Source organism: Streptomyces sp. NPDC002328, from assembly GCF_042890065.1.
GTDB lineage: Bacteria > Actinomycetota > Actinomycetes > Streptomycetales > Streptomycetaceae > Streptomyces.
Genome location: NZ_JBIARQ010000003.1, coordinates 40334 through 53219, shown reverse-complemented (window position 1 = coordinate 53219; position 12886 = coordinate 40334). Strand labels below are relative to the sequence as shown.

The 12886-nt window shown below is 72.3% G+C and carries 11 protein-coding genes; 9 read left to right on the top strand and 2 right to left on the bottom strand.

Going from position 1 to position 12886, the window contains the following annotated elements; translation table 11 throughout:
• The first annotated feature begins 376 nt into the window (after nucleotides 1-376).
• From ACFYX4_RS09920 to ACFYX4_RS09905, 4 genes are all read left to right on the top strand, one after another.
• Nucleotides 377-859 (top strand): ATP-binding protein, encoded by a 483-nt coding sequence (locus ACFYX4_RS09920; protein WP_389328835.1) that lies wholly within the window; start codon nucleotides 377-379, stop codon nucleotides 857-859.
• 813 nt (nucleotides 860-1672) lie between these two features.
• Nucleotides 1673-2401: an LPXTG cell wall anchor domain-containing protein gene (locus ACFYX4_RS09915; protein ID WP_389328832.1), complete on the top strand. Its 729-nt coding sequence runs from the start codon at nucleotides 1673-1675 to the stop codon at nucleotides 2399-2401.
• 34 nt (nucleotides 2402-2435) lie between these two features.
• The gene (locus tag ACFYX4_RS09910; protein ID WP_389328829.1) at nucleotides 2436-3665 is read left to right on the top strand and encodes a hypothetical protein; all 1230 of its coding nucleotides are present in this window, start codon (nucleotides 2436-2438) and stop codon (nucleotides 3663-3665) included.
• Nucleotides 3666-3712: 47 nt separating this feature from the next.
• Entirely contained in the window at nucleotides 3713-5026 is a 1314-nt protein-coding gene (locus ACFYX4_RS09905; protein ID WP_389328826.1) for a hypothetical protein, read from the top strand.
• 81 nt (nucleotides 5027-5107) lie between these two features.
• On the opposite strand, the gene ACFYX4_RS09900 is transcribed toward ACFYX4_RS09905, so the two are convergent.
• Nucleotides 5108-6604: an oligopeptide:H+ symporter gene (locus tag ACFYX4_RS09900; protein ID WP_389328823.1), complete on the bottom strand. Its 1497-nt coding sequence runs from the start codon at nucleotides 6602-6604 to the stop codon at nucleotides 5108-5110.
• A gap of 427 nt (nucleotides 6605-7031) precedes the next feature.
• Between ACFYX4_RS09900 and ACFYX4_RS09895 the strand changes: the two genes are divergently transcribed.
• On the top strand, nucleotides 7032-7709 hold the full coding sequence (locus tag ACFYX4_RS09895; RefSeq protein WP_389328820.1) for a response regulator transcription factor: 678 nt from the start codon (nucleotides 7032-7034) through the stop codon (nucleotides 7707-7709).
• Between the two features lie 74 nt (nucleotides 7710-7783).
• The gene (locus ACFYX4_RS09890; protein WP_389328817.1) at nucleotides 7784-9058 is read left to right on the top strand and encodes an ATP-binding protein; all 1275 of its coding nucleotides are present in this window, start codon (nucleotides 7784-7786) and stop codon (nucleotides 9056-9058) included.
• Nucleotides 9059-9158: 100 nt separating this feature from the next.
• On the opposite strand, the gene ACFYX4_RS09885 is transcribed toward ACFYX4_RS09890, so the two are convergent.
• Entirely contained in the window at nucleotides 9159-9743 is a 585-nt protein-coding gene (locus ACFYX4_RS09885) for a GtrA family protein (RefSeq protein WP_389328814.1), read from the bottom strand.
• Nucleotides 9744-9976: 233 nt separating this feature from the next.
• Between ACFYX4_RS09885 and ACFYX4_RS09880 the strand changes: the two genes are divergently transcribed.
• The 3 genes from ACFYX4_RS09880 to ACFYX4_RS09870 are packed head-to-tail and all read left to right on the top strand — an operon-like array spanning nucleotide 9977 to nucleotide 12845.
• The gene (locus ACFYX4_RS09880; RefSeq protein ID WP_389328811.1) at nucleotides 9977-11116 is read left to right on the top strand and encodes a 5-(carboxyamino)imidazole ribonucleotide synthase; all 1140 of its coding nucleotides are present in this window, start codon (nucleotides 9977-9979) and stop codon (nucleotides 11114-11116) included.
• The gene (purE, locus tag ACFYX4_RS09875) at nucleotides 11113-11637 is read left to right on the top strand and encodes a 5-(carboxyamino)imidazole ribonucleotide mutase (protein ID WP_389328808.1); all 525 of its coding nucleotides are present in this window, start codon (nucleotides 11113-11115) and stop codon (nucleotides 11635-11637) included. Before ACFYX4_RS09880 ends, purE begins: the two co-directional genes overlap by 4 nt.
• Nucleotides 11634-12845, top strand: coding sequence for a dipeptidase (locus ACFYX4_RS09870; RefSeq protein WP_389328805.1), 1212 nt, complete (start codon nucleotides 11634-11636; stop codon nucleotides 12843-12845). The genes purE and ACFYX4_RS09870 overlap by 4 nt, the downstream gene beginning before the upstream one ends.
• The last annotated feature ends 41 nt before the right edge of the window (nucleotides 12846-12886 follow it).

Genomic DNA, 12886 nt, shown 5'->3' with positions numbered 1-12886 from the left:
GCCTGCCCGGCTGTGGCGGCCCGGCGCGTCGGTCGTCCGGCGGACCGCAGGACCCGTGCGACGGCCGGATCCCGGGCGTCCAGGGGTCCGCGTGGCGGACGGGTCGGGGCACATCCGGGCGAACGGGGGGTGTTCCGCCGGTTCCGTCGGGCAGGAGACATCCTGAACATGCATGTCGGCGGCAACGGTACGAGAAGGGGACGGGGGCGGGATGCGCAGACCGACCGTGCGGCGGCCGCTGAGCGTGTGTACTGGTTCTTGCACGCTCGGAGCCGGGAACCGCGTGAGTCATATGGGCCGTGTGGAACGTGTGAACCATGTGAGTGAAGTGAATCGTGTGAATCGTGTACTGGTGAATCGGTGAGGTGAAGTGCTGATGAGCACCACCCGGCCCTACTCGCCGGGCGACCGCGGCCCGGAGCCCAGCGGCGCTTCGGGGGCGTCCACGGGTCGTCAGGTCCGCAGGCTGAGCTTCGACGGCGCGAGCGGGGTCGTTCCGATGGCGCGGGACTTCGCCCGCCAGGCGCTGTACGCCTGGGGCTGGCTGCCCGCGGAGACCGCCGATCAGCGGGCGGCCGCCGAGGACGTGCTGCTCGTCGTCTCCGAGCTGGTCACCAACGCCTGCCTGCATGCGGAGGGGCCCGAGCAGTTGCTGCTCGGCTGCGACAACAAGGTGATCCGTGTCGAGGTCTCCGACCGCGGCACGGGCCAGCCGGCGCCCCGCACCCCGCACCGCGCGGGCCGTCCCGGGGGCCACGGCATGTTCATCGTGCAGCGGCTCTGCCTGGACTGGGGAGTCGTACGGGCGCCGGGGGTGGCGGGCAAGACGGTGTGGGCGGAGCTGGGCGCCCCGGCGTGAGGCTCCGCCGGTCGCGCGTTCGTTGCCCACCTGGTGTTCCACGGCCCCGCCGGTCACGCGCTCTTTGCCCACCCCCCCGCCCGACTCGGTAGGCCGAGCGGCTCGCGCGCGGGCAGGCGAGGCTTGGCTCTCGGCAGGCCGTGTCCCGCGACCCCGCCGGTCAAGCGCTCTTCGCCCACCCCCCGCCCGACTCGGTAGGCCGAGCGGCTCGCGGGCGGGTACACGGGGCTTCCGGGCCGCGCGGCCCCGAGCCCTCCGCGAGCTGCGCTTCCAGCCTGCGCCCATCTGGCCCACCGGGCTCTCGGCAGGCCGTGTCCCGCGGCCCCGCCGGTCACGCGCTCTTTGCTCACCCACCCGCCCGACTCGGTAGGCCGAGCGGCTCGCGGGCGGGTACACGGGGCTTCCGGCCCCCGCGGCCCCGAGCCCTCCGCGAGCTGCGCTTCCAGCCCGCGCCCACCTCGCCCGCCCGCCTCTCGGCAGGTTGTGTCCCAAGGGCCTCGCCGGCGGGCCGTCAGTCCGGCAGGCCTTGCGGCCTCGCGGCCTCTAGGGTTGAGGCCCAGCCGGGGCGGAGCCCCGCCCCGTGCCCCGCCGCGGGCGGGTCCCTGCCCTGCGCCCCGCAGCGGGCGGAGCCCTCCGCCCCCTGACCCGCAGCCCTCCCTCCCGTCCGTCCCCGGAGTCGTCCGACTCCGGTGTGCTCCTTCCCTTCCTTCCTTGCGGTGCCGGGCGTACCTTGTCGGCCTTATCTGATGTGGCGTCAGAAATGGCGCGAAGGCAACGACGAGCGACGAACGACCTGTCAGGAGTGAGGGGACCGTGTCGTACCGGAAGCGAACCGCCGTGCTCGCGACTGCCGCGGCGCTGGCCGGACCGGCGGTGTGGATGGCCGCCCCGGTGGCCAGTGCCCAGGTCGTCGACGTCAACTACGCCTGCAAGACGCCCATCGGCGACAAGAGCGCCCTCTCGCCCATCGACATCAAGGGCGTCGGCAGCGGCGGCAGCTACAAGATCACCATGTCCTGGCAGAAGGGCGTCTCCTCCAGCCCGGTCGAACTCGGCAAGGGCGCGATGAACCCGAGCGCCACCATCAAGCTGGGCGGCGCCGACAGCGGCACCATGACGGTCACCGGGCCCGCCAACCAGGCGGCGATCCCCGCCGACACCCCCATCAAGATCAACGATCTGAGCGGCACGTACACCCCTAAGAAGACCGGCAAGGTCACCTTCACGCCCGGCGTGCTCACCATCAAGGCCCTCGGCACGACCACCACCTGCACCCCCACCAACAGCCCCCCGCCCGCCCTCACCCTCGACGTGACGGCCGGGAGCGGCGGCACAGCGAGCGGCGGATCGACGAACGGTGGATCGACGAGCGGCGGCACGACCACTTCGGGCGGCGGCAGCGGCTCCGGCTCCGGCGGCAGCGGGCTTCCGCAGACCGGGCCCCAGGACTCCGCGATCGCCCTCGCCACCTTCGGCGGCACCGTCGTCCTCGCGGGCGCGGCAGGCACCCTCTGGCTGACCCGGCGGAACCGTACGCACTGATCTCCCGACCCCCGTACGACCGTTGGAGCCCCCGATGCCGTACGCCGCCACGTGCGCCCCGCCGTCGCCCCCGCTCCCGCCGCGCCGGCCGCCCCGCGCGGCGGCACCGGCTCCGGCCCGGGTCCTCGCCGCGGCCCTGCTGGCCTTTCTCCTGTCGGCCCTGCTCCCGCTCGCCTGGGCCGGGCCCGCCGTCGCGGCCGGGCAGCCCACCGTGCAACTGTCCGCGTCCCAGGCGGCGGCCGGCGGCTCCCTCACCGTGACGGGCGGCGGCTGGCGGCCCCGCGCGCTGCTGACGCTGCTGATCTGCGGGCAGGCCACCCCGGCGAGGGGCGTCGTCGGCGGCACCAACTCCTGCGCCAACGCGGACGGCCGGGCCGTCACCACCGACGCCGACGGCCGGTTCAGCCGAGCCCTGCCGGTGTCCGAGCCGCCGGCACCGTGCCCCTGCGTGGTCCACGTGGCCACCACCACGGGGACGAAGGCACAGGCCGACGCCGTCCTCCAGGTGACCGGGCACCCCGTGCGACCGCTGCCCGCCGAGACGACCGCCGGACGCCTGACCGTCCTCACGGACCCCTCGCTGAAGGGCTCCGACGGGCTGCTCACCTGGTTCGGCGCCCCGCCCGCCCGCACGCTGACCTTCACCGTCGGCAATGTCGGCGTCGCGCCCGTGAAGGACCCCGTCTTCCAGGTCGGCACCGCCCACGGCGTGTTCGCCCCGCAGTGGGACGAACGGCAGTGGCGCGGCACCATCGCCCCGGGTGGGAAGGCCCGCGTCGAGGTCCCCGTCGAGCTCGTCGCCGGCGCGCACGGCGACTACACCGTCTCCCTGAAGTACGGCGGGAAGGTCCTCGCCGAGCAGCCGTGGGGCGTCGGCCGCCCCTGGGGCGTGACCCTGTTCTGGATCCTGGTCTGCCTCGTCGTGCCGACCGCCGTGTTCCGCGTCGGCATGGCGGTGGTGAACCGGGTGCGGCCACCGGCCGCGGGCGGACGCCGGGGGACGGCCGCCGGCGGGCCACGGCACGGCGGACCGCGCCCGCCCGCCCGCGCCCCACGGCTCGGCGCCCGCCTCCCGCTCCCGCTTCCGTCGCGGCGCGGTCCCGCCCCCGCCCCGGCCCCCGCCCCCGAGCGCCCGCCCGCACCGGCCCCGACCCTGCCGTGGTTCACCCCGGACGCCGATCCGGGCGCGGCGGGCCGGCTCTCCGCACCGCACGACGACCACCCGACGAGTCCCACGACTCCCGGCAGGAAGGGAACCCAGTGAGAGAGCGCGCGAGAGCCGTACCGGGAGCCGCCCCAGGGCCCGGGCACATGCCGTCCGGGCGGCGCAGGGCGGCCATGACGGCGGTCGCCGTCCTGACCGGCGGGGCCGCCGTGCTGCTGGGCGTGGCCGTCCCGCAGGCGCAGGCCGCCGAGGTCTCCTACGCGACCCGCTGCATCCCGCCCTCGGGCGTCGGGCTGCCCCCGGTCGACGGCACCACGAAGGTCGAGATCACCGCGCCCGCGACGGCGAAGGTGGGCGACACCGTCGACGTCGTCTGGAAGTTCACGCAGGCGGCCTCCAAGAACCCCGACATCATCGATCTGCCGGCCGACTCGGTCCAGCCGTCCGGCACCCTCAAGGCGGCCGGCGCGCAGACCGCGGACGTCGCGATGCAAGGGCCGCGCGAGAACCCGCCGATCCCCAAGGGCGGCGCGATGGTCCTGTCCGCGATGAAGGGCAGCCTCAAGCTGACGACGGCGGGGCAGGTGACGCTCACGCCGGACGCCTACGTCGTCAACGCGCTGTCGACGGACACCAAGTGCGCGCCCACGCAGCAGGTGCAGGCCGCGGCGACCATCACGGTGACGCCGGCCGGCGGGAACTCGTCGAGCGCCTCGCCCGACCCGTCGGACTCCGCGTCACCGAGCCCCTCCTCGTCACCGTCGCCGTCGCCGTCACCGTCGGCCAGCCCGTCCGGCTCGCCTTCGCCCTCTCCCTCCCCCTCGGCGAGCGGACAGACCGACTTCACCGGCAAGGTCGTGAACGTCCCCTACACCTGCCAGTCGCCCATCGGCGAGAAGAAGGCGACCTCGCCGGTGCAGATCAACGCCCGCAAGAACGGCGGGAGTTACGACCTCACCGTGCAGTTCAAGAAGTCGGTGATGGACAGCCCGATCGATATCCCGGCCGACTCGGTGAAGCCGGCCATGCAGGTCGTGCTGGGCGGCGCGGACAAGGGCTCGGTGACGGTGGAGGGCCCGAAGAACGCCGCGCCGATCAAGCAGGGCGCGCCGATCGAGATCCCGGACCTGACGGGCGTCTACAAACCCGGCGCGACCGGTGAGACCACGCTCGCGCCGGGCGTCCTGACGATCGACGCGCTCGGCACGAAGACGACGTGCACCCCGGACAGCTCGCAGGTCTCGCTCACCCTGGACACCACCGAGCAGGCGAGCGGCGCGTCCGGCGGCAGCGGCTCCTCGACGTCCTCGGCGGGCGGCACGTCCACGACGGGCGGCCTCGCCGAAACAGGATCGAACGACCACGCCACCCTGAAGGCCCTCACCCTCGTCGCGGGCACGGCCGTCCTGCTGGGCGGGGCGGTGTTCACCTACATGCCGGGGCGCAGGCGCACGCGCTGAAACGGCGCAGGCGCACGCGCTGAAACGCGCGGAGGGCCGCCCCCGTCGGTGCGGGGACGGCCCTCCGTGAGGAGACGGACGTCAGTTGACGTTGCCCATGAGCTCCTTGACGCGCTTGCGGTACATCCACACCGCCGCGCCGGCGACGACGGCGAGTGCGGCCTCCAGGGCCACGATGCCGGTCTTGTTGAGGTCGACGCCGGCGATGGAGAGCAGACCGGTCGTGGCGTCACCGGCGGTGACGGCCAGGAACCAGACGCCCATCATCTGCGAGGCGTACTTCGCGGGCGCCATCTTCGTCGTGACGGACAGACCGACCGGGGACAGCGTCAGCTCGCCCACGGTCTGCACGAAGTAGATGCCCACCAGCCACAGCGCGGCCGCCTTGTGACCGCCCTCGGCGATCGACAGGGGAGCGAGGAAGAGGAAGAAGGACGCGCCGACGAGGATCAGGCCCATCGCGAACTTCACCGCGGTGCTCGGCTCCTTGCCGCGCCGCGCCAGCGCCAGCCACGCCCAGGCGAAGACCGGCGCCAGCGCCATGATCATGACCGGGTTGACCGACTGGTACCAGGAGACGGGGAACTCCCAGCCGAACACGGTGTTGTCCGCCGAGGAGTCGGCGAACAGCGACACCGTCGAGCCGCCCTGGTCGTAGATCATCCAGAACACGGCCGCGGCGACGAAGAACCAGATGTACGCGGACATCTTCGACTGCTCGGCGCGGTCCAGCTCCTTGTCCCGCTTGATGCGGGCGATGACCATGACCGGGATGATCAGGCCGGCCAGGGTGATCGGGACCAGCAGCCAGTTCAGCGTGTAGTGGCCCGAGAAGCCGACGATCGCGTAGAAGACGGCCGCGACGCCCGCCCACAGCGCGGACTTGCGCAGCGTGGCCGTCTTCTCGGCGGCGGACATCGGCGTGGGGACGAGGTCCGAGCGGGAGCTGAGGTGACGGCTGCCGAGGAGGAACTGGGCGAGGCCCAGCGCCATGCCGAGCGCGGCGAGCGCGAAGCCCAGGTGCCAGTTGACGTTCTCGCCGACGGTACCGATGACCAGCGGGGCGGCGAACGCGCCGAGGTTGATGCCGATGTAGAAGACCGTGAAGCCACCGTCGCGGCGCGGGTCGTCCGGGCCGTCGTAGAGGTGGCCGACCATCGTGGAGATGTTGGCCTTCAGCAGGCCGGAACCGATCGCGACCAGGCCGAGGCCCGCGTAGAAGGTGCCGGAGTTCGGCAGGGCCAGGGTGAGGTGGCCCAGCATGATGATCGCGCCCGCGACGGCGACCGTCTTGCGGGGGCCGAGGACGCGGTCGGCGAACCAGCCGCCCGGCAGGGCGAGCAGGTACACGAGGGACAGGTACACCGAGTAGATCGCGGTGGCGGTGGCCGCGCTCAGGTGCAGGCCGCCCGGGGCCACCAGGTACAGCGGGAGCAGGGCCTTCATGCCGTAGTAGGAGAAACGCTCCCACATCTCGGTCATGAAGAGAGTGGCCAGTCCGCGGGGGTGGCCGAAGAAGGTCTTCTCGGAGCCGGGGGTGCCCGGGCGGGCCGAGTCCTTCGTCAGGCTGGACGCCATGGTCGTTCCTTGCTGGTCGGGACGCATCGTGGTGCGTTACGCGCCCGGTTGGGGCGGCCGGCGCCGGCGTCGGTCCGCCACAGGTCATTCCTTCGAGAGCCGGGCACAAGCCGGCCCGCACACAAAAGAGACCTTCAGCGTCGGATGTGCGCCAAAGGTCCCCGCGGTGCTACAGGCGTTGTTTCACCATACGACAGCACACTGCCGGATATGGAAGGACTTGAGACACGGATCACAGGTGATCAAGGAACCGTGCGCGGGTTTCCAAGGCCCATCCCAGGATGACATCCCTCGACCGCAGGTTCGCACCAAGAACGGCCGTGTGGGGGATGGGCCGGACGCGGCGCTTGTCCGGGTTGTCCCTGAGTAAGAAACCGGGGTCACCATCACACCTCTGGGCCTGCCCGCCGCGGACTACCATCTGCTCATGACCCGAGTACTGCTCGCCGAGGACGACGCGTCCATCTCGGAGCCGCTGGCCCGCGCCCTGCGCCGGGAAGGGTACGAGGTCGAGGTGCGTGAGGACGGACCGTCCGCGCTGGACGCCGGAATGCAGGGCGGCGTCGACCTGGTCGTGCTGGACCTCGGTCTGCCCGGCATGGACGGTCTGGAGGTGGCCCGCCGGCTGCGCGCCGAGGGCCACGCCATCCCCATCCTCATCCTCACCGCCCGCGCCGACGAGGTGGACACCGTCGTCGGCCTGGACGCGGGCGCCGACGACTACGTCACCAAGCCCTTCCGTCTCGCCGAGCTGCTCGCCCGGGTCCGGGCCCTGCTCCGGCGCGGCTCCGCCGAGCCCCAGCAGCCGCCCGCCACCCACGGCGTGCGCATCGACGTCGAGTCGCACCGCGCCTGGATGGGCGACGAGGAGCTCCAGCTCACCGCCAAGGAGTTCGACCTGTTGCGGGTGCTGGTGCGCGACGCGGGCAGGGTCGTCACCCGCGACCAGCTGATGCGGGAGGTCTGGGACACCACCTGGTGGTCGTCGACCAAGACGCTGGACATGCACATCTCCTGGCTGCGCAAGAAACTGGGCGACGACGCGGCGAACCCCCGCTACATCGCCACCGTGCGGGGTGTCGGGTTCCGCTTCGAGAAGAGCTGATCCCTGTTCCAGGGGGCGCGCCCCCGGCGGGGGTGCGCCACCGCTCGTCCTGAAGTCACCGTCCGGAGAAGCCCGTGCGTCGCCGTCTGATCCAGTCCACTCTCGCCGTCGTGCTCGTCGTGATCGCCGTGTTCGGGGTGTCCCTCGTCATCGTCGAGACCCGCACGATCAGCAACAGCGCGCAGGAACGCGTGGACCTGGAGGCGGCGCGGCTGGCCAGCATCGTGGACAGCCGGCTCCTGGGCGCCGGGAACGTCGACGCGGAGGTCCTGCGCGACCAGCTCACCCAGGAGCGGTACGCCGTGATCCGCATCCCCGGCAAGCCGGTCATCGAGGTCGGCTCCCGGCCCGAGGGCGACGTCATCCGGGGCGAGGCGCGGGGCGAGGAGGGCGAGACCGTCGTCGTGGAGGAGCCGCGCTCCTCCGTGACCCGGGAGGTCGGCCGCACGCTGCTGATCATCGCGCTGGTCGCGCTGCTCGCCGTGATCGCCGCCGTGCTCCTCGCCATCCGCCAGGCCAACCGGCTCGCCTCCCCCCTCACCGACCTCGCCGAGACCGCCGAACGCCTCGGCTCCGGCGACCCACGCCCCCGCCACAAGCGCTACGGCGTCCCCGAGCTGGACCGCGTCGCCGACGTCCTGGACTCCTCCGCCGAGCGCATCGCCCGCATGCTCACCGCGGAACGCCGGCTCGCCGCCGACGCCTCCCACCAGCTGCGCACCCCGCTCACCGCGCTGTCCATGCGGCTGGAGGAGATCACCCTCACCGACGACCCGGACACCGTGAAGGAGGAGGCGACGATCGCGCTCACCCAGGTGGAACGCCTCACGGACGTCGTCGAGCGCCTCCTGACCAACTCGCGCGACCCCCGCACCGGCTCCGCCGTCACCTTCGACCTCGACGAGGTCATCCAGCAGCAGCTCGCCGAGTGGCGCCCCGCCTACCGCAGCGCGGGCCGGGCCATCGTCAGCTCCGGCAAACGCCACCTGCGGGCGGTCGGCACGCCGGGCGCGGTCGCGCAGGTGCTGGCGGCCCTGATCGAGAACTCCCTCATGCACGGCGGCGGCACGGTCGCGCTGCGCACCCGCGTCACCGGCAACCAGGCCGTCATCGAGATCACCGACGAGGGCCCCGGTGTCCCCGCCGACCTGGGCGCCCGCATCTTCGAGCGCACCATCAGCGGCCGCAACTCCACGGGCATCGGCCTCGCCGTGGCCCGGGACCTGGCGGAGGCGGACGGCGGCCGCCTGGAGATGCTCCAGGCCCAGCCCCCCGTCTTCGGCCTGTTCCTCTCCAGAACGGCCCCGTCGAAGAAGACACCGACAGACCCGGAACCCACGGTCCGCTGAATCAGCCCGTCTGGGGGTGCCCCCTCTGGGGGAGTTTGAGGACGAGGCCCTTTCGGGGCCGAAGCAGGGGGGCTGGGGGCGGCAGCCCCCCCAGGTCCGCTCAGCCGACCCGCTGCCGAAGCTCAGCCCGACGAGACTCCTCCGCGAGCAGCGACTCCGCCCCCTGCACAGCCTCCCGCGAGGGCACCGCCTCCCGCGAGGGCACCGCCTCCCGCGAGGGCACCGCCTCCCGCGAGGGCACAGCCTCCCGCGAGGGCATGGCCTGGAACACCCACGTCCGGTACGACCAGAACCGGAACAGCGTGGCGATCCCGATCCCGACGAACTTGAACACGTTGTTCTGCAACGGGGTGTCCCACCCGAACCCGTACGTCGCCAGGTACAGCAACCCGTTTTCGATGATCAGCCCCACCGCGCTGAACAGCATGAACAGCGTCATCTCGCGGGTGCGCCCGCTCTTGTCGCTGTCGCGGTACGCGAAGTAGCGCAAACCGACGTAGTTGAAGGCGATGGCGACGGCCGTCGCGATGACGCTGGCCCGCACCACCTGGAGATCGGTGACGTGCCGGACGAGGTTGAACACACCGAGGTTGACCAGGAGCCCGGCCCCGCCCACGGCGCCGAACTTGGCGAGCTCGCGGACGAGCGCGTGCAGCCGCCCTCCCCCCGAGGAACCATGTCCCATGGTCGTGCAGGCCCCCGTCCGGGTGTCGGTTTCGTCAACCCCGCCATGCTAACCACCCCTCCTTCAGGTTTCCTGTGGTGCGCCTCACGGGACGGGCACAGGACCGGAAGAAGCCGGAAAGAAGCCGGGAAGCAGTGGGTAAGAGGCCGGAAAAGGCCGATCGGTTCCCACCCGTCGCGCCCGGCCGGGAGGTGCGGAATCCGGCCGTCGGACGTGGCCGATACCCTAGGGGCGTGACGTTCCCGGTAGTCGGCATGGTCGGCGGGGGTCAGCTCGCTCGTATGACACACGAGGCGGGCATCCCGTTGGGCATCAGGTTCAAGCTCCTCAGTGACACCCCCCAGGATTCCGCGGCCCAGGTGGTGAGCGATGTCGTCATCGGCGACTACCGCGACCTGGACACGCTGCGCGAGTTCGCGCGGGGCTGCGATGTGATCACCTTCGATCACGAACACGTACCCACCGAACACCTCAGGGCACTGGAGGCGGACGGCATCCCCGTCCGCCCGGGCCCCGACGCGCTCGTGCACGCCCAGGACAAGGGCGTGATGCGCGCGAAGCTCACCGCGATCGGCGTGCCGTGCCCACGCCACCGCATCGTGACCGACCCGCGCGACGTGGCGGCGTTCGCCGCCGAAGGCGAGGGCTTCCCCGTCGTCCTGAAGACCGTCCGCGGCGGCTACGACGGCAAGGGCGTGTGGGTCGTCGACAGCGAGGCCGAGGCCGAGGACCCCTTCCGCGCGGGCGTGCCCGTCCTCGCGGAGGAGAAGGTCGACTACGTCCGCGAGCTCGCCGCCGACGTCGTGCGCTCCCCGCACGGCCAGGCCGTCGCCTACCCGGTCGTCGAGTCGCAGCAGGTCGACGGCGTCTGCGACACGGTCATCGCGCCGGCCCCCGGCCTCGACGAGGGCCTCGCCCTGAAGGCCGAGGAGATGGCCCTGACCATCGCCAAGGAACTCGGCGTCGTCGGCCACCTCGCCGTGGAGCTGTTCCAGACCCGCGACGGCCGCATCCTCGTCAACGAACTCGCCATGCGCCCCCACAACTCGGGCCACTGGTCCATGGACGGCGCGATCACCAGCCAGTTCGCCAACCACGTCCGCGCGGTCCTCGACCTGCCGCTGGGCGACCCGCGCCCGCGCGCCAAGTGGACCGTCATGGTCAACGTCCTCGGCGGCGACTTCCCCGACATGTACTCCGCGTACCTGCACTGCATGGCCCGCGACCCCCAGCTCAAGATCCACATGTACGGCAAGGACGTGAAGCCCGGACGCAAGGTCGGCCACGTCAACACCTACGGCGACGACCTCGACGACGTGCTGGAACGCGCCCGTCACGCTGCCGGCTACCTGAGAGGCACGATCACCGAATGAGCCCCGTCGTAGGCATCGTCATGGGATCGGACAGCGACTGGCCCGTCATGGAGGCCGCCGCCAAGGCCCTCGACGAGTTCGAGATCGACTACGAGGTCGACGTCGTCTCGGCGCACCGCATGCCGCGCGAGATGGTCGCGTACGGCGAGCAGGCCGCCGACCGCGGGCTGAAGGTGATCATCGCGGGCGCCGGCGGCGCCGCCCACCTCCCCGGAATGCTCGCCTCCGTCACCCCGCTGCCGGTCATCGGCGTGCCCGTGCCGCTGAAGTACCTCGACGGCATGGACTCCCTGCTGTCGATCGTGCAGATGCCGGCCGGCGTCCCCGTCGCCACCGTCTCGGTCGCCGGCGCCCGCAACGCCGGGCTGCTCGCCGCCCGCATCCTCGCCACCCACGACGAGGACCTCCTCGCCCGGATGCGCGACTTCCAGCAGGAGCTCAACGACCAGGCCACCGAGAAGGGCAAGCGCCTGCGCGCCAAGGTCGAGGGCTCCGGCAACGGCTTCGGCTTCGGGAAGTGACGCCCGTGACCCGGCTGGAAGACACGACGGCGGACCGGCTGGCGCAGGCCCGCGACCTCCTGGACGAGTTCCCGGTCGTCGACGGGCACAACGACCTGCCCTGGGCGCTGCGCGAACAGGTCCGCTACGACCTCGACGCCCGCGACATCGCCGCCGACCAGCACGCCCACCTGCACACCGACCTGCCCCGGCTGCGCGAGGGCGGCGTCGGCGCGCAGTACTGGTCGGTGTACGTGCGCGCGGACCTGCCCGACGCGGTCCCGGCGACGCTGGAGCAGATCGACTGCGTACGGCGACTCATCGACCGCCACCCCGACCACCTCAGGGCGGCGCTGACCGCCGCCGACATGGAGGCGGCGCGCGCCGAGGGCCGGATCGCCTCGCTCATGGGCGCCGAGGGCGGCCACTCCATCGCCAACTCCCTGGGCACCCTGCGCGGCCTGTACGCGCTCGGCGTGCGCTACATGACGCTCACCCACAACGACAACGTGGACTGGGCCGACTCCGCGACCGACGTGCCCAAGGCCGGCGGTCTGACGGCGTTCGGCCGCGAGGTCGTGCGGGAGATGAACCGGCTCGGCATGCTCGTCGACCTCTCCCATGTGGCGGCGACGACGATGCGGGACGCGCTGGACGCCTCCTCCGCGCCGGTGATCTTCTCCCACTCCTCCGCGCGGGCGGTCTGCGACCACCCCCGCAACATCCCCGACGACGTCCTCGAACGCCTGCCCGCCAACGGCGGCCTGGCGATGGTGACGTTCGTGCCGAAGTTCGTCCTCCAGGCCGCGGTCGACTGGACGGCCGCCGCGGACGAGAACATGCGCGCCCACGGCTTCCACCACCTCGACACCACCGCCGAGGCGATGAAGGTGCACCGCGCCTTCGAGGAGAGCACCCCCCGCCCGGTCGCCACGGTCTCGACGGTCGCCGACCACCTGGACCACATGCGCGAGGTCGCCGGCATCGACCACCTCGGCATCGGCGGCGACTACGACGGCACGGCCTTCACCCCCGAGGGCCTCAAGGACGTCTCGGGCTACCCGAACCTGGTCGCGGAGCTCCTGGACCGCGGCTGGTCGAAGCCCGACCTGGCCAAGCTGACCTGGCAGAACGCGGTACGGGTGCTGGGCGCGGCGGAGGACGTGGCCCGCGACCTGCGGACCACGCGGGGGCCGTCCCACGCCACGATCGACCGACTGGACGGCTGAGCGCTCCTCCAACCGCTCATCCGCTCACGGCTCCTCGATCC

What these genes read in the sequence shown, in the direction of transcription:
- ACFYX4_RS09885 (WP_389328814.1), bottom strand. Translation starts at nt 9,743, where the DNA reads ATGGGACATGGTTCCTCGGGGGGAGGGCGGCTGCACGCGCTCGTCCGC.
- ACFYX4_RS09905 (WP_389328826.1), top strand. Translation starts at nt 3,713, where the DNA reads ATGCCGTCCGGGCGGCGCAGGGCGGCCATGACGGCGGTCGCCGTCCTG.
- ACFYX4_RS09910 (WP_389328829.1), top strand. Translation starts at nt 2,436, where the DNA reads ATGCCGTACGCCGCCACGTGCGCCCCGCCGTCGCCCCCGCTCCCGCCG.
- ACFYX4_RS09900 (WP_389328823.1), bottom strand. Translation starts at nt 6,604, where the DNA reads ATGGCGTCCAGCCTGACGAAGGACTCGGCCCGCCCGGGCACCCCCGGC.
- ACFYX4_RS09895 (WP_389328820.1), top strand. Translation starts at nt 7,032, where the DNA reads ATGACCCGAGTACTGCTCGCCGAGGACGACGCGTCCATCTCGGAGCCG.
- purE (WP_389328808.1), top strand. Translation starts at nt 11,113, where the DNA reads ATGAGCCCCGTCGTAGGCATCGTCATGGGATCGGACAGCGACTGGCCC.
- ACFYX4_RS09920 (WP_389328835.1), top strand. Translation starts at nt 377, where the DNA reads ATGAGCACCACCCGGCCCTACTCGCCGGGCGACCGCGGCCCGGAGCCC.